This is a genomic window from Microbacterium sp. NPDC058389 (assembly GCF_042722305.1).
GTDB lineage: Bacteria > Actinomycetota > Actinomycetes > Actinomycetales > Microbacteriaceae > Microbacterium.
The window spans coordinates 73,814-95,744 of sequence record NZ_JBHXJQ010000015.1; the positions used below are offsets into that span (position 1 = coordinate 73,814).

Genomic DNA, 21,931 nt, shown 5'->3' on the forward strand with positions numbered 1-21,931 from the left:
CGGGCATGCCTACGCCAGTGCTCCCCGGCAGGACCTGGGTAGATCGCTACAGTCGGCGTCGTGGAACTCTCAGACCTGATTGCGCTCGTGGGATTAGTTGCTTCTGCTGGGATTGCGATTTGGGCGGTGGTCGTCGCCCATCTCGCGAACGGCCGCGCACGTGAAGCCAACCGAATCGCCCAGGAGTCTCTCGATCTCGCAAAGCGCTACGCTCCTGCGCCATGGGAGGTGAATCTCACCCCCGGTCCAAAGGAGTACCTCGGTCGCCTTACGAACACGTCAGGGCGAGACATTGCTGTCTTAGGACTGCGGGTCGTTACTCCCGGGTGGGAGAAACATGTCGACCTCAGGAGTTCGAACTTCGTCCGCTATGGCCAGCAACTCGAGTACACGGTCGACCGTCGACTAAGCATGCCGAAGATCGAGATTGAGCTCGAGTACGCGTTCGAGGACGACAGGTCGGCCACACCCCACATCGATCGCTGGACCGTCTGACGCAGAGAGACATCGTGGCTACACGGGCCGCGCGTTGTCTGCCGATGAACGGACCTTCGCACGGTGCAGGACCGTCGCGCGAGCGCTCCCCATCCCACGAGTTAAAGCGGTGGGGAACGCGCGACGCGTCGGTATGGTGGCGGCGTGGATGACGACCGACGAAATGCGCTCGGGCGCCGCGAGATCATCGCGGCCTACCTCGAGGTACTGGACCGACTCGAAGAACTCGTCGAGATCTGCGCGTCCGTCGAGGGCGACACCGACGAGCTACGGATTGCCCTGCAGGAAGCATTCGGGATCAGCCCGACCGCGGCAGACGCGGTCCTTGCCCTGCAAGTCAGACGCTTCACCCCGGAGGAGCGACGCAAGATCCGAAGCGAGCTCGCGGATATCGACCAATGGTTAGAGGACTCCCACGGCACGTAGGCCGACCGGTGGCGGGCGAAGGCAGGTGGCAATCGTGGGCGCGCTCGCGCGTCGACTCGGGTGGCGCAGCGAGCGGGTAGCCGGGTCGATGCCCGGTGAGAGCATGGACCCCATGACCGAGGACGCGAGATCACTGTGGGATCCAACTGCGACCCCTCCCGACTCGCCTCCTTCGTGCCCATGGTGGAAGTGACCTGACCCACACGAATCGGGGCATCAAGCCCGGTGCAACGGCGATTATGGTGCGTAAGAATCGCGTAAACGCGAGCATCTGCGAGCGTCCGCGAACCTCCCCGAATATCGCCGCGAGCACCGTCAGATCAACGCAACCACCCCTGAACGTCTATCAGCGCCCGCAGCTCGACCGGGTTCAAATCCCTCCGTCTCCGCAGAAGAACCCCCGGTTATCCGGGGGTTTTCTCGTTGGCGCCACGAGATCGACCATATCTGCCACGAACCGGCGCCTGTTCGGGTTGGGCGCTTCGTGCATCCTCACTGGACTGAGCGACGCATCTTGTTCAGGCGTGCACAGGATGACGTCTCGATCGACACGCCCCGGAGAGAGACCGAGGGCGCGAATCCCTCGGTCTCGGCGCCGATCGGCGGGTGTCCGAGCGCGTGCTCCGGTCGCTCGGTGATCCGCAGGGGGTTTGGACTGGCTGCCCCTTGGGGTCGATGCGTACGGCGGCCCCGGGATCCAAGCTCGCCCCGGATTCCGCGGGTGCGTCGGCGAGTGCATCGGTGATGATGAATGGATTTACCGACCTCCAGACTTCATGGTGGATCGCGCTCTTTCGCAGATTGCCGCGACAGAACAGTGGGCGTGCGCCTTGTCGGCAACGAGCCCCGCAAACTCTGTTGTTGACATGACGGTGAGTTTACCCATAGGAATGAATCGTTTTACCGACGTGATCGTCTCAGACGGCACGCCATTGTCCACATGATCGTCTGCTCCAGTGAGGTAGCACTTCGAATGCGCTTGACATCCAGATCCCTTCTCACCACAGCGCTCACCGGCGCTCTTGCCATCGGACTGCTCGGCGCTCCGCCGTCGGTGGCTGCCGAATCCGCCGTGGCGGCTCCGGTCGCGCTCACGCCGGTCACAGCTTCGACCGGGACCGCCTACTACGTGGACAACGCGAAGGGGGCGAACTGTTCCGACGACAGCGCGGGAACCGACCCGGGCGCGCCGTGGTGCACGTTCACGCCGGCGGCCTCGCTGACGCTCGGGCCCGGCGACAGCCTGCTCCTCGCGCGAGGTGCGTCCTGGACGCAGCAGCTCACGGTCGGGCTGCAGGGAAGCGCCGAGCAGCCGGCCACGATCGGCGCGTACGGGTCCGGTGCTGCGCCCCGCATCCTCGGCAGCGACACGGGCCGCGGCGTCTGGCTGACCAACCCCGACCATGCCGTGGTCACCGGCCTCGACATCGGGGCGAAGAACGACGCGGGCACCGGCGTGCTGGACTACGGCATGCTCGTGGAGTACTCCTCGCTCGGCCATGAAGACTTCACGCTCCACGACCTGTCGGTGCACGACAGCCGCGTCTCGGGCATCCACGTGCATTCGATCCTTGCGGTGACGGTCGATCAGACGGTGCTCGACGGACTGACGTTCTCGGGGATCCACACCACCCACAACGCGCACGGCATCACGGTCGTGCAGGACGCCGACGTCATCGGCATGACCGCGACACCCGGCCAGGCCGGCGAGAAGGTGTTCCGCAACGTGCTGGTCGACGGCATCCATCAGGTCGACGACGACGGCAACCAGCCGGATCCCGCCGCGGTTCCGGTGCAGATCGGCGTGGGATGCCCCGACAGCCTCGCCCTGGTCAACTCGACCAACGTCGTGGTGCGCGACTCCATCCTCGATGGATCGGCAGGATGCCGCACGACGTACGGCACCGCGGCGATCTTCCTGGGGCGTCTGCAGAACGTGCTCGTCGCGAACAACATGATCGTGAACACCCCCAACACCCAGAACGCCGACATGGTCGCGATCGACCACGAGGCCTTCACGAGCGACGTCACCATCGCCGGGAACTACTTCGGCGACAACTACGGCGGGGCGGTCGAGTACCTCGCGATCCACGGCGCCGAGGACTTCTCGGTGGACAACCTCCTCACCTCGAACGTCTTCGTGCGCAACGGCATGTCGAACAACATCCCGTATCCCGGTGACGGTGGGATCGCCCAGATCGGCGGCGGGCACATCGTCCGGGGTGCGGTGAACGACAACCTCGCGTACGAGCCGAACGGACTGCTCAACGCCCACCTGGGCGGGAGCACCGCGGGCTTCACGACCTCCAACAACGTGCTGACCTCGGCCGCCGACGACATCTTCCAGGCCGCGGCGCAGTACGAGGACGACGACTCCCGATGGGGCTACGAGCGTGCTGCCGGAACCTCCTGGTCGTCGCTGCCCTACGACTCGTCGACGTCGTCGTACGGCGCAGACGGGGTGTCGATCGACCGCTTCACCGTGACGCCGTCGACGACCAGCGCCGCGGGCATCTCGTGGACCGCGCCGAGCTCGGGCGTGATCAGCCTTCGGGCCTTCCCGGTCGCCCACGCCGCCGACGCGACGGTCGCCGTCACGGTGAACGGCAAGGTCGTCGCCGAAGGTCAGGCCGGCACCTCCGGCGCGAACCTGAAGGCCGACGACGTCAGCGTGCGCGACGGCGACGTGGTGCGCTTCGTGGTCTCCGCCGGCGGCGGCAAGGTCAGCCTCGCACCCGCCATCGCGTACACGTCGCAATCGGCTTCCACCGACGTCGATGGGCAGTGGACGTTCTCGGTCGCCGGTGACACCGCCGGCTGGAAGAGCAACGTGCCCGCCAGTTCACGGCGCGGCGTTCTCGAGCTGACGGCGAACGGCGGCACGACGACGATCGAATCGGCCTCGAAGCTCAGCCTCTCCGCGGCGGCCAGCACCAGCCTGCGCCTGACCTACCACAACGGCACGAGCGCGACCGAGGGGCGCGTGTACTTCGCCACGAACAACGGCGGTGCTTTCAGCGAGAAGGACTCCGTCGCGTTCTCGATCAACCCGAAGAGCGACACCGGCAAGGCCGAGGGCTACCAGAGCGTCCTCATCCCGCTGTCGGGCAACAAGGGCTGGAAGAACAAGATCCAGCAGCTGCGCATCGTCCTCACCGATGCGACCGGCCCGATCCTGATCGACAGCATCGAGCTCGCGAAGCCGGTCCAGCAGGGGTGGGAGTTCGACTCGGCCGCCGGCTGGACCGAGAACCCGATCGCGGCATGCGCCTCGGCCGGCACTCCATCGGCCGACCCCGTCGTCGACCTCGACAACAGTGCCGGCACGTTCAACCAGTACGCCGACATCAACTGGCTGAACACCCGTCTGCAGACGTTCAAGGTGAGCTCCTCGAAGCTGGCGCAGATCGACGTCTGGGCCTTCAAGGAGGGCGACCCGCAGGGATGCCTCTACTTCAGGGTCGTGAAGATCACCGATGAGTCGACCCACAAGGGCAAGACGCTCTTCACCGGATCGGTCTCGCCGACGCAGGTCACCACGACCGGTGGCTTCGTCAGCGTCTACCCCGGACTGACGGGCCTTGATACCTCGGCGACGTACGGGCTGCAGATCCTCAACCCCTACGTGATTCCGGGCGGCGGCACCTACGGCGTCGGCTACAGCGACGACCCGGCGAAGCCGGCAGCCGGATTCGGCGAGTACTACTCGGTCGACAACGGCGGCGTCTGGCACGGGCCCGAGACCCCGCGCAGCCTGAAGTTCACGACGTACAGCGCTCCGGTCATCGCGGCGCAGGACACGGCTGCGGGCTTCACGCCGGTCGCCGTGGCGAACGGGCTCGCGGGGAGCGTGGGCGGATGGGAGCCGGCACTGCGCTCCCCGAAGCTGGAGATCCCCGCGGAGTCGACGCGTTACATCCACATCCGGATGAACAACCCCGACAACCGCCAGGTCGCCTACCTGCTGTTCACGACCGCGGCTGACCCGGAGTACGACCGTCCCGGCGACGGATGGCCGGTGCCGGAGGAGAAGGGCAGCAAGGGAGTCGTCTTCGCCCTCGAGCCCGGCGCCGAGTACCACGACTACACCCTCGACATGTCGAAGGTGGCCGGGTGGAAGGGCACGATCCAGCAGCTGATGATCGAGCCCGGGTTCCGGTGGAGCTACCGCACCAACGGCGACCTGAGCGCCACCTGGAACGGGAAGATCGACTACGTCCGCCTCGACAGCGGCGCCGTCGACGCTTCCCGGCGCTAGCCCGCCGACACCGATCATCCGCGGTGCCCGCGCAGAGCGACCCTCTGCGCGGGCACCCCGGGGTCCCGCACCAGCCGCACGCACAGCATCCATGAAGTCCGTTCCAATGAGGGAGCACGACATGAAACTGTCCCGTCCGACCCTTCGCACGCTCGCGCTGGCCGCGGCTGCGAGCATCATCGTGTTGGGGATGGCGGGTGCCCCGGCGCCCGCATTCGCAGCCGGCACGACCTACTACGTCAACAACTCGACCGGTTCGAACTGCTCGGACTCCGGATCGGGCACCAGCACCACGACGCCGTGGTGCACCTTCACTCCGGCGAACGCGCTCACCCTCGGCGCCGGTGACAGCCTGCTGCTCGCCCGAGGGGCGTCGTGGTCGCAGCAGTTGAATCCCACGCTCGCGGGCACCTCGGGTGCCGTCGCGACCATCAGCGCCTACGGCTCCGGAGCGCTGCCGCGCATCCTGGCGACCTCGACCGGCACAGGACTTTCGCTCACCAACCCCGACTACGCCGTGATCTCGAACCTCGACATCGGGGCGAGGACGTCGGCGGGGCTCGGCGCCCTCTCTTACGGCATCATGGCGACCTACACCTCGCTGAATCACCACTCGCTGACGTTCTCGGACCTGTCAGTGCACGACAGCGTCCAGATCGGCATCCTCGTGCGCTCGACGGCGACCCAGTCGATCACCCAGACCGCGTTGGACGGACTCACATTCGCCCGGGTCGCCACCACGCACAACGCGCAGGGCATCGCCACCGTCAGTCAGGGCGCCTTCACCGATATGCCCGCGACGCCTACGGCCGGCTCAGAAGGGTCCAAGACCTTCACGAACGTCTTGGTGGATGCTGTCACCCAGACGCACGACGATGCGAACGTGCCCGTCGGCAACCCCGGTAACGGAGTGCCGTGCGCCGGGCTCACCCTGCAGTACGCCAGCAGCGTCGTCGTGCGCGATTCGATGTTCGACACCGAGGGCTCGTGCTACACGGCAGTCGGCACGACCGCGGTGTTCCTGGGCCGGGTGAATCATGTGCGCCTCGTCAACAGCATGGTGGTGAACACGCCCAACACCGGGAGCCCCGACATGTGCGGCATCGACCTTGAGGCGATGACGAACGACGTGACGATCGCCGGCAACTACTTCGGCGACAACTACGGCGCCGCCATCGAGTTCCTCGCCATCCACGGCAGCGCGGACTTCTCGACGAACCACGTCGTGTCTTCGAACGCCTTCTACGGGAACGGCGCCAATGGGCACGGCGCGATCGCACAGCTGGGCGGCGACAGCCCCGTGCAGGTGAGCGTGACCAAGAACGTGGCGTACCAGCCCGCCGGAACGATCACGGCGAGCGCCGGGGGCACGACCGCCGGCTTCACCGTCGCGGCCGACAACGTCGTCGTGACGACGGGGTCGAAGGCATCGCAGTCCGCAGCTCAGTTCGGATCGTCGCCCTGGGGCTACCAGCGGGGGTCCGGATCGACGTGGACCGCGCTCACGTACGCCTCGTCGACCGCGACGTACACGGGGTCGGGCGTCGCCATCGGCCGCTTCACGCTGACGCCGTCGTCGACGAGCGCGGCGGCGCTGACATGGACGGCGCCAGTCGCAGGGACGGTGAGCGTCCGAGGGTACGTCGTCGCGAATGCCGGTGCGCCGACGGTGACGGTCACGCGCAACGGCGTCACGGTCACGTCGGTCGCGGCCAACACCACGGGCGTCGCGACGGCGGCTGACGGGATCACGGTCGCCGCGGGCGACGTGCTTCGGTTCGTCGTCCCGGCCGGCGCCGGCACCGTGAGCTGGGCTCCGTCCGTGGCGTACACCTCGTAGCGCCGAGCGCGAGCCGTGGCCTGGCTTCGCCGGGTCACGGCTCGAACGCGCTCGGCCTCGTCGGCTAGGCGCGGGCTCCGTACTCTTGCAGGGCGATGAGCTCGAGCTCTCGGGAGATGGCGGAGTCGGCGCCGTCAGCCCAACCTATAGGCGAACCGGTGGCTGCCCGATCCGATGCGGATCTCGCGGTCGGGGAGGACGACGGTCGCCCTGACGGAGAACGGAATGTCGACGTCCACAGTCACCACGCCGTCGGCGAGCGACCATGCGCTCGCCGCAGGACCGTAGGGGGTCGTGACGCGGGCGGATGCCCAGGTCAGGCCGCCGCCGATCTGCGGATCGATGCGGATCTCCGCCCAGCCGGGAGCGGTCGCTGAGAGCCCTGCGACACCGTGGTACAGCCAGCTCGCGACGGCTCCGAAGGCGTAGTGGTTGTGGGATTCCTTGGGTCTGCCGTCGGGGTGGTATCCGTCCCATCGCTCCCAGATCGTGGTGGCGCCCTGAGCGATAGGGGACAGCCACGAGGGCGCGGTCTCCTGGAGGAGCAGTGCGTACGCCAGCTCGGTGCGCCCATGGGCGGTGAGCGTCGGCAGCAGCAGCTTCGTGGAGAGGAACCCCGTTCCCAGATGCGTGTCAGCCTGCTCGATCTGTGCGACGAGCCGGGCCAGCGCGGCGGGTTCGTCGGCGGGATCGAGCAGGCCGAAGGCGAGGGCGCGGACGTAGTCGTCCTGCTTGTCTTCGCCGATCCGACCTGCGTCGTCGACGAACGCGGCGCGCCAGGCATGTCTGATGCGCGCGGCATGGTCTTCGTAACGTCTGCGGTCCTCGTCCCGTCCGAGGACTCCGGCGATCTTCGAGAGGACCGCCGACGAGTGGGCGAAGTACGCTGTCGCGACGACGGGACGCCCGTACGTCCAGTTGTGCGCCATGGCCTCGTCGCCCTCGCCGGGACGAAGCCATTCGCCCCAGTGGAAGCCACGGTCGACGATCCACCGCTCGACCTCGTCCACTCCCGTGCCCGGCCGGTCGTTCACGTCCCGATCGCCGAGAGCGAGTGCCGCCAGGCTTGCCACCCAGCGCTGAGCGGTCTCGTACTGTGCCTCGAGCACCTCACGATCGCCGTATGCGAGGTACAGGTCCCATGGGGTGAGGACGGCGACGTCGCCCCATCCGACCGAGCTCGAGACCGCGTCGAGCGGCCCCATCAGCGGGCCGCTGAACGCGGACGTCTCGCTCGGGATGTACGGCGGGATGCGTCCATCCGGCAGCTGCTCAACCGACACGTTCCGCAGGTAGCGCCGCAGGAACGCCTGCACATCCGCGAACAGGGTGGCGGTCTCGGCGAACACCTGGATGTCGCCTGTCCAGCCGGCGCGCTCCCGGGTGGGGCAGTCCGTCGCGGTGTCGGTGAAGTTGGACCTCAGGCTCCAGCGCACGTTGGACTCGAGCTGCTCCAGCCGCGGGTCCGAACAGCGGAACTCGCTCGTGTACTCCAGGGCGGTGGAGAGGACGACGGCCTCCACGTCTTCTGACGAGAGAGGTTGCGCGCCCACGATCTCGACATATCGGAAGCCCTGGATGCTGAACCACGGCTGGAAGACGTGCTCGCCGCGAGCGAGGACGATGTCATCCCGGAAGTACTTGGGGTTGTCAGCATCCATGAACATGTACTCGGTCTCGATCTCGCCGGAGGCGTCCACGACCTCGCTGTATGTGACCCGCACCGCGGACCCGGGATCGCCCTGCAGACGAACGCGCACGACGCCCGTGAGGTTCTGACCGAAGTCCACCACCTGCGCACCACTGGGCGTGACTCGAATCGCCGTCGGTCGGCGCCGGGCGACCTCCGTGACACGGGGAACCGACTCCGCGATGAGCTCACCGCGGGGCGGAGGAAGGACGGCGACCGGGGAGAATCGCTCGGGCATCAGGCCGGACAACCAGTCGTCGAACGGCAGGCGCAGATCGCGGAGTTCGCCGCGCATCGGATCGCTGCGCAGGATCGCGCCGCGCCCTGCGCACCATTCGCCGTCGGTCACCATGACGAGCGAAGTGCCGTCTGCGAGGTCGAGTTCGAGCTGGACGAGGGCTCCGAGACGATCGCCGTAGGTCCTGCGTCGATCGAAGGCACTCAGCCCGCCTCGGTAGCGGCCATCGCCCACCGCCATCCCGATGACGTTCGCGCCTTCCCTGATGCTGTCGGTGATGTCGAACACCTGGTATTCGACGAGGTGGTCCATCGGAGTCCAGCGGGGCACAAGCGATGCTCCAGTGACGTCGTGACCGTTGACGAAGAGCTTGTACCAGCCGAGCGCCGACGCGTAGGCCCGCGCACGGACGACGGCGGCGGGCAGGACGAGGTCGCGGCGGAAAAGAGCCACACCGGCATCGTCGGGGTCGGGTGTCTCATCCAGCGCGATCCACGATGCGGTGAGCCCCTCGCCTCTGATCTTGGCGATCTCGAAGCGTGCCCACGCGCTCCACTCACTGGTGCGCCCCGCGTCGTCGACAACCCGGACCCGCCAGCGATAGGTGCGCGAAGAAGTCAACGGCTCTCCGGCATATGCCGCGCCGTACGGGCGGCTATCGGCCACGTCGCCGCTGTTCCAGACGGTGCATCCGGTGTCGGCGTCCTCGACGACGATCCGGTACGCAGCCTGTTGCGCGTCCGTGGCGCCGTCTTCGATGCGCCAGCTGAACTCCGGGTGCGGCGTTCCCACTCCGAGAGGATCGGTGCGCAGGTCGCTGCGCAGATGAGTGACGCGCATGCGTACGCTCCTCCGTGTCATCAGCTGCCTGTGGACGCCTTCGATCGGTCGCCGACACCGAGCGCAACGCCGAGCGCCTCTACGGCGGCGGTGACGAAGGACTTCGAGATGGGCGCCTCGGGGAAGATCGACTCGAACCCGTGGAACGCGCCCGGCACGATGCAGGTCTCGCACGGCACGTCGGCGAGCTCGAGGCGGCGGGCGTAGTCGAGATCCTCGTCGAAGAACAGGTCGAACGTGCCGACGCCCACCCATGCGGGCGGTAGCCCCGAGAGATCTTCCCGGCGCGCGGGCACGACATACTCGGGGGCGTGCTCGCGCCCGGGCGGCTGCCCGAGATAGGCCTCCCACGCGAACCTGTTGCTCTCCGCCTCCCAACCTCGCACGAAAGTGAGGTCGATGTCCGTGCGCACCGCGGTGCGATCGTCGAGCATTGGCTCGACGAGCAGTTGAAATACCGGGCGGTACTCGGCCCGATCGAGAGTCAGCTGTGCGAGCGCAGCCGCAAGGCCGGCTCCGGCACTGCCACCGCCGATGGCGACTCGGCCCGGGTCGATCCCGAGGCGGGCCGCGCTTCGGTAGATCCAGGCCAGGCCCGAGTACGCGTCGTCGAGCGCAGCCGGAGCAGGATGGGTCGGTGCGAGCCGGTAGCGAACCGACACGACGATGATCCCGAGCCGGCGGACGATGTCGATCGCGATGGGGTCGTCGCTTTCGGGAGACCCTGCCAAGTAGCCGCCGCCGTGCATCCAATAGAAGGCGGGGGTCTGGCGGCCGGGGGTGACGGGCCGATAGACCCGCAGCCGAACGGGGGGTGCTCCATGGACGCCATCGACGTTGAAATCGACGATCTCCACATCGGCAGGAGCGGGATGCGGGATCGGCAACACCGCCTGAATCGCCGGGATGTCCTTTGCGCGCACGGGCTCGCGAGGAAGATCTGCCGCAGCGACGAGGTCCGGATGGAACTGGCGTGTCATGATCAGCCTCCTGATCGGTCATGCGCGGCGGTGTGGCGTGGCCGAATCCGCTGCCGTTCGGGTGTCGGCCCGGCCGGAAAGGAACGTTCGAGGGTCGTATCGGCAGCGCGGAAGGGCGTCGGAAGCACCTCACCGCGCGAGAACTCGGCCGCCCGCCGAGGTAGCAGCAGACTCCATGACGTCATTCCGGTCAGGTCGAACCTGACGATCCGCAGCGCGGGCCCACCTGCGAACGCCACACCGTTCTTGAAGTACGTGGCACGAAGGGGAACCTGCATCGACGGCTGCACGTCACCGTTGGCCGGGGGTCGGACCATGAATGCGCCGCCTCTTCCCGGTTCACCGGACGCCATGCGGTGCACCTCGCCGTAGGGTCGGCGATCGATGACGGCACGCTCGACGGCGTCGAGCAGTAGTTCCGGATCGAGCGCATCCACGCGTTCGCGGAGCCTATCCGGTGCTTCGGGGGTCCGAGCCACCGCCGTTCGCCAGGCCAGCCACGCGGTGGCGCAGGTAGAGTCGGGCGCCGCGTTGCCGTCGAACGCGACGAGGTCGTCGGCGAACAAGGAGCGCTCCTCGTCCCAGCAGGCGACGCGCGCCGGGTGGGACGAGATCGCAGCCGCCAGCGCCGCTCGCCACTGTGGCGTGTCGGGCCAGCGGTCCTCGACCGCCCAGGCGGTCACGCGCACGGCGTCGACACCGACCGCGTCGGCGAGCAGCTCGATGCTCCGTTCGCTGCGCGAGGTCTGCCGGCCCGGTGCGTCATGGAACGCGTCGGCGTGCCAGTCCTCGCTGCGGATCTCGGGGGCGACCGTATCGGGGGCGGAGTTGCAGTTCTGCAGGTAGCCCGACGGTGCGCCATCGAGGTGCACCAGCTCGTCGGGTTCGAGGTACCCGTCCCATGTCTGCGCGAGGTCGAGGATGCCGGTGGAGGTTGCGGCTCGCCGGGGCACCCGTCCGGTGCGCACGTAAAGGCTGGCGCCGTCGCGGTCGGCCGCGAGGATGTTCTGCGGCGGGAAGGCGCGGCGTTCTAGCACCGTGCGCAGCTCGTCCACCGACCGGGTGCGCAGCATCGCCAGCAGCTGCGACTCCGTCTCACCGATCGCGTCCGTGTACGGGCTGCAGATCGCGTACGCCCAGCCGTCCGCTCTGGCGACCACGGGCGAGCGGAGACCGTTGATCGTCACCTCTTGCTGACCCCCGTCTGGCACCCTGTAGGCGTCCGACACACGGGGCCCGCCGGTGGTGCATCCCCACGCGACCGCGTCGTTGTGCGCGAGTGCGGGCAGCATCGCGCCGAGGAACGTGAAGCCGGTGTAGTGCAGCGACGGCGTGACGATCGTTGCTTCGTGCATGGCGTAGACGTCGCCGAAGGGCAGATGCGGGTCGCTCACGAGAATCGTCGCCCCGTCGACGGTGCGCGGTGGGGTGAGCACCCAGGCATTCGACCCAGGTGTCATCGGTGTGCGATCGAGTTCGGAGACGACAGACGGCAGTTCGATGCCCGCCGCGCGCAGCGCCGCGACCGCATCGGCGATCACCCAGAACAGCATGACCGTGCGATTCACCCCGATGGGCAGCCACGGGTCCAGCGGCGGTGCCCACGACGGCACGAGGTCGGGAACCTCCGCAAGCCGCTCCGCGATGCCGGCCATGAACGCCCGGTAGCATGCCTGCATCTCGGCCGGAAGCGTCTCGAATGCTGCCTGGGCCTCTTCATGCACACGCCAGCGCCGCTGGTTGTCGTCGCGCATCCCGGCGTCGGCGTCAGCCACCGACAGTTCCGCGCGCACGAGCAGGAACTGTCGCATCAGCCCTTCCAGGTCGTCGCACGCCTGCGCGTACCCGAGCCCGAAGAAGGCCGCAGCTTCGTCGTCGGCTTCGATGAGAGGCGTCCCCGACGGTGCTCGTCGCACCTCTACCCTGCCCCGGGTGTCGGCCATCAGCGCACCGGGAACAGGTCGGAGATCGGGACGAGGCGCGACACCCGCTGGGCGAAGCGGAGGGCGTCGATCCTGGCCTCGCTCTCGGGCTGCTCCGCGTGATCGAGCAGGATCCCTTCGTCGTTGGGTACCTCCACGCGCGTGGAGACGGGTTCGACGCGCAACTGGAGCCCGGCGCCGCGCAACTGTTCGGCGAAGCGGCCGAGCTTCACACGCCACGGGATGCCGCGAGAGAAGTCGTCGCCGACGAGCAGGCCGGACGCGGCATCGAAGAGCCGCGCGATGTCGCCGGAGTAGGCGGCATCCATCCAGAGATCGTCCAGGTCGGCGTCGGGGTCCGAGGCGGTGAGGAGCGCACGAACCTCCGAGAGCGACGTGACCGTGATCGGCGACTCCGCGACAGGAGCAGGGAGGGTGACGGCGAGGTCGTCGCCCGACGCGGGTCGGCGGACCACAGCCGTCGACGGGCCCGCGCCCACGGGCACGATCCGCGAGAGCGCAACGGCGTCGTCGAGGCGGCTGAGCTCTGCATCGGCCGTGAGGAGCCGCGATCCCGCGGAGGTCGGCACCAGCGCGCTCGACTCAGCGTGCGAGGTCGGGATGACGACGATGGTCACCGTGCCCGCGGGCCCGCGCACCTGGAACTCGGCGCCGACGGCGACGACCACGCTTACGCCGTCGTCCTCCGCAAATACGCGCTCTGCGTCGGTCACGGCAGCGGGACCGACGTCGGCGATGGTGAACTCCGCCTCGCCGACTTCGTCGGCATGGAAGACCAGAGTCGGCGAACTGTCGGTGCCTATCCGGGCCAGCGGCTGTGCGGTGGCGGAGATCAGCGTGAGCCCGGCTCCGAGCGTCAGCCCTATCGGCAGGATGCCGGCAGCGCCACTGCGGATGGACAGCGTCGAGTGGCGGGGGAACGCTGCGGTGCGCACCGGGAGTGCAACCTCGAATCGGACGTCCGCCCGATCAGGCAGCGGCACGTTGTTGCCGTAGTTCGTGTAGAAGAGGAAGCCCGTGCCGTGGTCGGCACGGAGGATCGTCCGGAGGCGGTCATCGTCGGGATCGGTGACGGGGTGCTGCGGCTCGACGACCTGCGTGCGTGCGAGGTCTGCGCCGAACTCTCGGACGAAGAGGTTCAGGGGCAACAGCCGACCGAAGGACTCGCGACGCTCGCCGAACTCGCTGATGGGTGCCCAGAAGTCGTAGGAGCGCAGCGGGAAGTTCGGCTCCTTCGTCGTCCAGCCGAAACCGTCGCCCCGCACCGGGTTCGTGCCCCCGTGGTACAGGTAGTACCCCAGGAAGAGCGACTCCACGGATGCGAACCGCGTGAGCGCCGTCGTCGCCACCGATCCCGCCGGGGTCATCGACCGATAGTCCGCGCGGGCCGGTGAACCGGTGCCGAGCTCGCAGAACGCCGTCGGCCGCTGGCCGAGGTAGGGATACTCGCCGCCCTGGAACGTCGTGAGCAGATGGTTGCCACCGGGCTGCGGGTGCAGGTCCATGTAGGCGCCGTACGTGGGCAGGAAATCCTCCGACCCGACGGCGTCCGGCAGCCCCCACGCGGTCATCGCGAAGAACGGCGGCGTGATCCCGGCCTGAACCGCTGTCTCGCGCAGCGCCGACATGTGCGCGCCGAATGACGCGCCGTCCTCGGGGCCACGGTGGTCGGTCGCGGTGTAGCCGAACAGCGTCCGCCAGTCGTTCGGTGCGTGCGAGAGCTCGTTCTCCAGCTGCACGATCACGATCGGGCCGCCGTCGGACCAGTAGAGTCCGCGGAGCTGCTCCGCCACCTTCTCGAAGTAGAGGCGCACGCGCTCGAGGTACAGCGGGTCGTTCGAGCGCTCGACCAGCGGCATCCCGTACAGCCAGGGCGGCAGGCCCCCGAGCAGGTACTCCGAGTTGTCGAAGGGGCCGATGCGTGGCGCGAACAGCAGACCCAGCTCGGCGCACAGCTCGGCGAAGCGACGGATGTCGTTCGCTCCGGTGAAGTCGAACTCGCCCGCGCGGGGCTCGACGAGTCCCCAGAACAGGTACGAAGAGACGATGGTGCAGCCGGCGTCCCTCATCGCGAGGAGCGCGTCGCGCCACTCGTCGGCGGGGTAGCGCTGCAGGATCAGTTCGCCCGAGACGGCTGGGAAGGGCTCGTCGTCGAGCGTCAGATGGTAATTGTTCGCGCCGAGGCGCCGGCCATCGGGACTGGTCGCGCCCCACCCTTCCAGCGCGGTGGGGGCGAGTCCCGCGGTCTCCGCGCGGAATTCGATCAGGGTGTCGGGCATCGATGCCTCTCTCGGTGTGACGTAGGTCGGGTTGCTGATCACCAGGTGCGGCGGGCCGTGCTGATCCCGACCTCGCCGAGGTGGAATCCGCCGGTCAGCTCGTCCTCGCTGCGGGGCATGACGGGATCGTCGTCCGCGGTGGGCGGAGCTTCGGTCGAGATCTCCACGGCTGCGATCGACGACCGACCAGGCCAGTCGTCGAGGTCGACGGCGACCCGGACCCAGCCGGCTGGCCATGCCGCCGCCGTCGCCTGCCGTGCCGACCCGTCGGTCGAGATGACGCGCAGCCGCGGGAGGGACCCCGGCTGCCATCTGTCATCGCACAGATCGACGAGCGCGTAGGCGAACGATGCGTCGCCGCCGTCGAGCGGATCCGAGAAGTCGATCCGCACGGCAGGGCGGGGGCCCTGGCCGACCGGCGTCACCTCCACGACGGCCCCGGCGGGTTGGGCGTGCGGGATCGGCATGCAGTTGAGCCCGGCGAGCGTGGTCAGACGGGAGTTGTCGGCAGGCCTCGCGGTCGATGAGCGGAGCGCGTCGGTGAGCAGGTCACGCGGACCGGTGACATCGGCCGCGACGGGCGCGATCGAGGGTGCGACCCAGGGCTCGGTCGCCGGCGGGGCCACGGCGGCCGTCCGGCGCACCGGGAGCGAGAACTCGTGGTGTCCGCCCGCATACTCACGGGCAGACTGTCCGTCGACGACGGTCGCCACGGCGCCGTGGGGCACGTCGAGGCGGCAGTCCGCGGCATCCCCAGAGATTCGATAGGCGAAGCGGATGCCGCCCACCGGTGTCTCGGTGTGCAGATCGAGTTCCTCGACCCCCGCGACGAACTGCGGCGCGATGTCGAAGCTGCGGTAGCCGCCCGAGGTGGGGGTGAGTCCGGCGAGGAACTCCCACGCCCATCCCGCGAACACACCGCCGAGACCGACATGATCCAGCGAGCCCGTGCCGGTGTTGGTGGGGTCGATCCACCAGCACTCCCAGAAGGTGCCGGGACCCGATGCCAGCATCGCGCCGATCCCTGGCGCGGTCGGCTGTTCGAGCATGTCGGCGATCACCTGCGAGCGTCCGGTCGACGCCAGCGCGCGCACGATCGTGCGGGTCGTGGCGAAGCCCCCCGAGATGCGGTTGCCGCGGGCGCGCACGTCGTCTTCAATCCGCTGCGCCGCGCGTTCGGCCTCGGGGCCGGTGAGGATCCCGGCGTCGATCGCGCACGCATACGCTCCCTGCGACCCGTTCGCGAACACTCCGCGGGATTCGTCGTAGAAGCGCGAGCGTGCCCCCGCCTGCAGACGGTGCGCGTGCCTCGACCACGTGGCCGCGGCATCCGCGTCGCCGAAGTCCGCTTCCAGGCGAACCAGCGCACGCAGGCAGTCGATGGTCGCGGCGGTGTGGTGGACCTCGGGCGGCGTCTGCTCGAGGCCGAGCCAGTCGTGGCCGTAGCTGATCGGGGACCGCGAGATGACTCCGTCTGGGCCGATGCACGCAAGCTGGAAGCGCGCCCATCGCCGCAGTGCCGGCAGCACCTCGCGCACCAGCTCGGCGTCGCCATAGTGCAGCCAGTGCCCGATCAGCAGGCGGTGCAGTGCCGCACCCCATACCGGGTCGGCCGGAAGTCGTGGCGAGCGCACGTCGGGTGCGACGGCCGGAAGCCCGCCATCCGAGCCTTGACTGGTCACGAGGTCGCGGATCCACTTCGAGAGGAAGTTCTCGCTGTGGAAGGCCGCGAGCTCATACTCTGCGACAGAAGCGGTGTCGCCGGTCCACGCTGCCTGTTCGCGGGTGGGGCAGTCTTCGGGAACGCCGTGCACGTTGTTGAGAAGCGTGCGCTCCGCCCTCGTCAGCAGCGCGCCGATCGTGTCGCTGTCGCTGCGGATGCCGCCATTCGGCGCCAGATCGGTGTGCAGCGCACCGACGCTGATGTCGAGCTCCAGATCATCGGCGACACCCTGCACCTCGACGTACCGGAAGCCGTGGTACGCGAACCACGCTTCGACGACCTCGCCGGCCACGCCGGCGGACACCCATTCGACGACCTGCCGTTCGCGGCCGTGGTCGAACGGCATCATGAGGTTGGTCGTGTCGAGGCGGCCGTCGGCGCCGACGTGCTCGCCGTGGACGAGCCGGACCACCGTGCCCGCCGTGAGCGCGCCGAACAGCTCGAGCCGGGTGCGGCCTGCCACGTTCGTGCCGACATCGAACAGCCGGATGCCGCCGCCTCGGCTCAGCTCTACGGGACGTCGGCGCGACACGACTCGGGTCGGTGGCGTCGCGTCGGCCTCGACGCGCGCCGGCGGCGAAGCCGGATGCGACGACGCGTTGCCGTCGGGCTGAAGGAAGGCTGTCGAGGCGAGCCGGCGCCACTCCGGCTGTGCCTCGCGCAGCGGGTCGTGACGCTCGAGGTAGAACGGCTCGTCGACCGCGATCCGGCTGCCGGCCGTCGTCGACGAAGCATCCGGCACGATCGTGGTCGAGGTGCCGTCCGCATGCCAGACGACGAGCTCTGCCAGCAGCCGCGGGTCGAGGCCGGCACGCTTCCACTCGCCGGCGGCGACCACGAATTCGAGAGTGTTCAGGCCGTCGGTCAGAAGGTCGGTCACGTCGTAGACCCGGTAGAGGGCCCGGGACGTATCCGTCCGCGTCGGATCCAAATGGTCGGCATTCACGGCCGTCCCGTTCAGCTCGGCGCGGACCAGGCCCTGCCCGGTGAGATACACGCGTGCCCGGTCGACGGGCGAGCCGAGCGCGAAGGTGCGACGCAGTCGAGTGCGCGCCGGCAGCGTGATCCACGACGCCGTCCAGTCCGAGAAATCTGCGGGGCCGGTCTCGAACGCGGACGAGGCCCACGGCGTCCAGGTGCCGTCGGCGCCGCGCACGCGGAGCGCCCAGTCGTACCGCCGGCGCGGCTGCAGCACTGCCACCACGGTCTCGACGGTCACCGCCGTCGCCGCGACAGCGCCCGACGTCCACACGACCTCACCGGCGCCATCTGTGACCACCACTTCGTGAGCCGCCGTCACCCCTTCTACCTGCCAGGTCAATCGCGGGTGTCGGCGCACGGCGATGTCGACTCCGCGAGACCCGCTGTCGCGACCGTTCGGAGCACGGCCGTCGACGCGGAGGTCGAAGATCCGCCGTGGCGCGATCTGCGGTGTGTGGGGGGACGGGGCCGTTGTCGGCCGGTCCTGCTCGAGTGTCATGCGTCGTTGCTTTCAGCGTTGCGAGTAGTGAAGTGAATGCTTTCACTCCGAACCTGCTCGCGCAACTCTCAACGGACAGTCCGCTCCACTCCTGGGTGTGAATCGTCTCAGTTCGTTCGTTGGCCGCGCTTGACAAGCCTGTGGACACCGATTAGGAATGAATCGATTTACAGCTTGGGAATCACTCAGGCGAACTCAGCGACGAGAGGCAGACGTGCCAACGGTGATCCAACAACCATTGACCCCGATGGAGGTCGACGCGATCTCGGATGCCGAGCAGCCGCCCGAACCTGTCCGCCGCCGCCGAACCCGTCGGCGCGTGTGGATCGGGGTCTACCTGGCACTGGTGCCCGTGTTCGTGGTGCTGGGCGTCTTCCAGTTCTACCCCGCGGCGAACGGCATCTTCTTCTCGTTCTGGGACTGGAAGCCGGCCACCGTTTCGACATTCACCGGGCTCGAGAACTACCTCCGCATGCTCGACGACAAGGTGTGGTGGGACTCGTTCAAGAATCTCGCGATCATCTTCGTGTTCAACACGGTGATGTGGATCTTCCCGCTGCTGGCAGCGGAACTGCTCATCACTCTCAAACACGAGCGGTCGGCGTTCGTGTATCGCACGCTGCTCATCGTCCCGATGGCATTCCCGGGCATCGTGACCGCGCTGGTGTGGCAGTTCTTCTACGACCCCAACAACGGCGTATTCAACGCGGTTCTCGAGGCCATCGGACTCGGCGATCTCGCACAGAACTGGGCGGGCGACCCCGACACCGCACTGATGTCACTGCTGTTCGTCGGGTTCCCGTTCATCGCCGGACTGCCGTTCCTGATCATCTACTCAAGCCTGCAGAACATCCCGAAAGAGATCTTCGAGGCCGCCGCGCTCGACGGGGTGGGACGCATTCGCCGGGTCTTCCTGTTCGACCTGCCGCTGATGGCGAGTCAGGTGCGAATCCTGGTCTTCCTCGCCGTCGTGGGCACACTGCAGTACGGCTTCGTCGCCTACGTCATCACCGGCGGCGGCCCCGACAACGCGACCGTCGTACCGATCCTGCGCATCCTCGCTGTCGCCTTCCAGGGCGGGCAGTGGGGGTACGCGGCGGCGCTGTCGACCACCCTCTTCCTCATCACGCTCGCCTTCAGCGTCGTCGTGATGTTCGCCCGACGCCGCGACGCGTCCGAGAAGACCGGGAGCATCCGATGACCCTTGCCGCCACCGCGCCCACCACTCCGTCTGGCGAGCGGATCGTGATCCGCCGCGGCCGTCGCCAGACCGGCGTGCACATCAGCCTCACCGTGCTTGCGCTCCTCGGTCTCGCGCCGTACTTGTTCATGCTGATCACCGCACTCAAGACCAACCAGCAGTACAACCAGAGCTTCTGGGCGATCTCGTTCCCCCTGCACTGGGAGAACTTCGGCACCGCCTGGGTCCAGGTCCAGCCGTACCTCGTCGCCTCTCTCACGGTGGCCGTCGTATCGGCGGTCGGAATCATCGCTGTCTCGCTGCTGGCCGGATTCGTGTTCGCCCGCTTCCGGTTCCCCGGCCGGACTCTGCTGTACACGCTCATCGCCGCCCTCATGATGGTGCCCAGCATCGCGAGCCTCATCCCGCTGTTCCTGATGATGCGCGACTTCCAGCTGCTGAACACGATGGCGGTGCTGATCCTTCCTCAGATCGCGGGCGGCGCCGTGCTCGGCACGATCCTCATGCGCAGCTACATCGAAGGCATCCCGCAGTCCATCTTCGAGGCCGCGATGCTCGACGGTGCAGGACCGACCCGGTTGTTCCGCTCGATCGTTCTGCCGCTGTCGTTTCCGGTGATCGGCACCGTCCTGCTCGTGACCATCCAGGGCGTCTGGAACGACTTCTTCTGGCCGTTGCTCACCGTCACCGACAACAGCCTGCGGACCGTCTCGGTGGGCCTGCTGTTCTTCCAGGGCCAGTCGGGCACCGACTTCGGACCCATGTTCGCGGGCTACCTCATCGCGAGCCTCCCACTCTTGATCCTGTTCACCTTCTTCTCGCGCTACTTCCTGGCGGGAGTGCAGGGCGGACTCCCCGGATCGCACTGACCCGGCATCCCGCCGCGGAACCATCCAGCACCACACAGCATCATCGAAGGAGAGAAATGCGTACACCGCACAGGTCAGCAGTGACGCGGACCACCGGCGTCGTTGCCGCCGTCGCCATCGCGGGCATCGCGCTGGCCGGCTGCACGGCCAGCGGCGGCTCGGCAGACGGCGACAAGGTCGTCATCACGCTCGCCGGCCCCAACCAGTGGAACACCCAGTCCGATACCTTCGGCACCGAGTGGGAAGACCTCGTCGCCGCCTTCGAGAAGGCAGAACCGAACATCGAGGTGAAGACCACGGTGCTGCCGATCTCGAGCTTCGCCGACACCCTGTCGACGCAGCTCACGGCCGGCACCGCACCCGAGCTGATCTTCAACCAGCCGGCGCCGTCGGACCCGTCGCTGGTCGTCAACCTCGACCCGTACCTTGCCGAGCCGAACCCGTACAACCCCGACGCCGACACCTGGCTCGACGGATTCAACCCGGACGCCTACGGCGACGCACAGCGCAACACGGCGGGCAACCTCTACTGGGTGCCGTTCAACCTCGTCACCACGGGGTTGTTCTACAACACCGAGGCGCTCGACAAGGCCGGCGTCACGACTCCGATCGAGAGCATCGACGACCTGCTCACCGCCTGCACCGCGCTGAGCGACGCGGGGTACACCCCGCTCGCGATGGACAGCGGCACCCTCGGCACCGGGTGGACGTCCGAGACGCTGCTGTCGAACCTGCTCAACAAGTACGGCGAGGAGTGGAACGTGTACGCCCCCGACGGCACCGACGGCACCTCGACCACGGTCTCGAACAAGTCGCTGGCCCGCGCAATCCTCACGGGTGAGCTGGACGCGACGCAGGTGCCCGAGGTCGCCGAGGCGGTGAAGATGCTCAAGGAGGTCTTCGACACCTGCGCCACCCCGAACTGGTCGGGTGTCGCCGCGTCGGCCACGTTCGTCGGCGGTGAGGAGTTCCTCTCGGGCGACGCCGCGATGGCGTGGGGCACCAACTTCGCGCTCACGAATTTCGCCGACGTCGATTGGGAGTGGTCGAGCATGCCGTTCCCGAGCGTGACCAAGTCGGACTCGTCGCTGTCGGACGGCTCGGCTGCTCGCTACGGCGCTGTCGCCGGCGGCACCAGCTACATGATCCCCGCCACCACCAAGGGTGACAAGCTGGATGCCGCGATCAAGTTCCTGCAGTTCGCGACTGCGCCGCAGACCAATGGCGACTGGGTCGCAGCGACCAACTCGATCCCGGCGACCAGCGATGCCTCGACCGCGTCCGAGGGGCTCGCGCCGCTGCTGTTGGGCGAGTGGGCCAAGCCGCGCCTGGTGAACATCGGGTCGAACGCGCCGTCAGCGGACTCGGGGACGAACCGCTGGGAGGGCTACCTGCTCGGTACCCGCTCGCTCGAGGAGCAGCTCGCCTACCTCGAAGAGGGGTGGGTCGGCTGGGCCAAGGAAGGCGTGGAGCAGGCTGGGCTGACCGACGACTGGGCGGTCAACCCCAGTCGCTGACACCCCGGGCGGGTGCCGCGGCGGATCCGTTCCGCCGTGGCACCCCCCACGTTCCCCACCCGCAATCGACGTTCTGTCTCTTATAAACAACAGACGCTGCCCACGACAAAGCACGTGTAAATAACGGTGGTCGCCGTATAAATAAAAAATAG

12 protein-coding genes are annotated in these 21,931 nt (G+C 68.0%); 7 read left to right on the forward strand and 5 right to left on the reverse strand.

All coding sequences use genetic code 11. From position 1 onward, the window contains the following. Nucleotides 1-60 precede the first annotated feature (60 nt). The 4 genes from ACFWJ8_RS17115 to ACFWJ8_RS17130 all read left to right on the forward strand — a co-directional run bounded on the left by ACFWJ8_RS17115 (nt 61) and on the right by ACFWJ8_RS17130 (nt 7,019). Entirely contained in the window at nt 61-495 is a 435-nt protein-coding gene (locus ACFWJ8_RS17115; RefSeq protein WP_378813791.1) for a hypothetical protein, read from the forward strand. Nucleotides 496-639: 144 nt separating this feature from the next. Beyond that, nucleotides 640-921 (forward strand): hypothetical protein, encoded by a 282-nt coding sequence (locus ACFWJ8_RS17120; RefSeq protein WP_378813793.1) that lies wholly within the window; start codon nt 640-642, stop codon nt 919-921. A gap of 979 nt (nt 922-1,900) precedes the next feature. Then, a complete protein-coding gene (locus ACFWJ8_RS17125; protein ID WP_378813795.1) occupies nt 1,901-5,179 on the forward strand; it encodes a hypothetical protein in 3,279 nt (1,092 codons plus the stop codon). Nucleotides 5,180-5,300: 121 nt separating this feature from the next. Then, nucleotides 5,301-7,019 (forward strand): hypothetical protein, encoded by a 1,719-nt coding sequence (locus ACFWJ8_RS17130; RefSeq protein WP_378813797.1) that lies wholly within the window; start codon nt 5,301-5,303, stop codon nt 7,017-7,019. Between the two features lie 134 nt (nt 7,020-7,153). Here the strand turns inward: ACFWJ8_RS17130 and ACFWJ8_RS17135 are convergent, their stop codons facing one another. The 5 genes from ACFWJ8_RS17135 to ACFWJ8_RS17155 are packed head-to-tail and all read right to left on the reverse strand — an operon-like array spanning nt 7,154 to nt 17,994. Next, nucleotides 7,154-9,787 (reverse strand): family 78 glycoside hydrolase catalytic domain, encoded by a 2,634-nt coding sequence (locus ACFWJ8_RS17135; protein ID WP_378813799.1) that lies wholly within the window; start codon nt 9,785-9,787, stop codon nt 7,154-7,156. A 20-nt stretch (nt 9,788-9,807) separates the two neighbouring features. Beyond that, nucleotides 9,808-10,767 (reverse strand): alpha/beta hydrolase, encoded by a 960-nt coding sequence (locus tag ACFWJ8_RS17140; protein ID WP_378813801.1) that lies wholly within the window; start codon nt 10,765-10,767, stop codon nt 9,808-9,810. 2 nt (nt 10,768-10,769) lie between these two features. Then, nucleotides 10,770-12,710 carry a penicillin acylase family protein gene (locus tag ACFWJ8_RS17145; RefSeq protein ID WP_378813803.1) on the reverse strand — a complete coding sequence of 647 codons (1,941 nt, stop codon included), beginning with the start codon at nt 12,708-12,710 and terminating at the stop codon, nt 10,770-10,772. Next, on the reverse strand, nt 12,710-14,989 hold the full coding sequence (locus ACFWJ8_RS17150; RefSeq protein WP_378813805.1) for a beta-galactosidase: 2,280 nt from the start codon (nt 14,987-14,989) through the stop codon (nt 12,710-12,712). Before ACFWJ8_RS17150 ends, ACFWJ8_RS17145 begins: the two co-directional genes overlap by 1 nt. 38 nt (nt 14,990-15,027) lie before the next feature. After that, entirely contained in the window at nt 15,028-17,994 is a 2,967-nt protein-coding gene (locus ACFWJ8_RS17155) for a family 78 glycoside hydrolase catalytic domain (protein ID WP_378813807.1), read from the reverse strand. A 445-nt stretch (nt 17,995-18,439) separates the two neighbouring features. Here ACFWJ8_RS17155 and ACFWJ8_RS17160 point away from each other — a divergent pair, with 445 nt between their 5' ends. The 3 genes from ACFWJ8_RS17160 to ACFWJ8_RS17170 all read left to right on the forward strand — a co-directional run bounded on the left by ACFWJ8_RS17160 (nt 18,440) and on the right by ACFWJ8_RS17170 (nt 21,779). Then, nucleotides 18,440-19,393 carry a carbohydrate ABC transporter permease gene (locus tag ACFWJ8_RS17160; protein ID WP_378813809.1) on the forward strand — a complete coding sequence of 318 codons (954 nt, stop codon included), beginning with the start codon at nt 18,440-18,442 and terminating at the stop codon, nt 19,391-19,393. Continuing rightward, a complete protein-coding gene (locus ACFWJ8_RS17165) occupies nt 19,390-20,262 on the forward strand; it encodes a carbohydrate ABC transporter permease (RefSeq protein ID WP_378813811.1) in 873 nt (290 codons plus the stop codon). The genes ACFWJ8_RS17160 and ACFWJ8_RS17165 overlap by 4 nt, the downstream gene beginning before the upstream one ends. An 80-nt stretch (nt 20,263-20,342) precedes the next feature. Beyond that, nucleotides 20,343-21,779 carry an ABC transporter substrate-binding protein gene (locus ACFWJ8_RS17170; RefSeq protein ID WP_378813813.1) on the forward strand — a complete coding sequence of 479 codons (1,437 nt, stop codon included), beginning with the start codon at nt 20,343-20,345 and terminating at the stop codon, nt 21,777-21,779. The last annotated feature ends 152 nt before the right edge of the window (nt 21,780-21,931 follow it).

Excerpts from the sequence above, each read along its gene's own strand:
- ACFWJ8_RS17165 (WP_378813811.1), top strand. The coding sequence starts at position 19,390 with ATGACCCTTGCCGCCACCGCGCCCACCACTCCGTCTGGCGAGCGGATC.
- ACFWJ8_RS17145 (WP_378813803.1), bottom strand. The coding sequence starts at position 12,710 with ATGGCCGACACCCGGGGCAGGGTAGAGGTGCGACGAGCACCGTCGGGG.
- ACFWJ8_RS17140 (WP_378813801.1), bottom strand. The coding sequence starts at position 10,767 with ATGACACGCCAGTTCCATCCGGACCTCGTCGCTGCGGCAGATCTTCCT.
- ACFWJ8_RS17150 (WP_378813805.1), bottom strand. The coding sequence starts at position 14,989 with ATGCCCGACACCCTGATCGAATTCCGCGCGGAGACCGCGGGACTCGCC.
- ACFWJ8_RS17130 (WP_378813797.1), top strand. The coding sequence starts at position 5,301 with ATGAAACTGTCCCGTCCGACCCTTCGCACGCTCGCGCTGGCCGCGGCT.
- ACFWJ8_RS17135 (WP_378813799.1), bottom strand. The coding sequence starts at position 9,787 with ATGCGCGTCACTCATCTGCGCAGCGACCTGCGCACCGATCCTCTCGGA.
- ACFWJ8_RS17160 (WP_378813809.1), top strand. The coding sequence starts at position 18,440 with ATGGAGGTCGACGCGATCTCGGATGCCGAGCAGCCGCCCGAACCTGTC.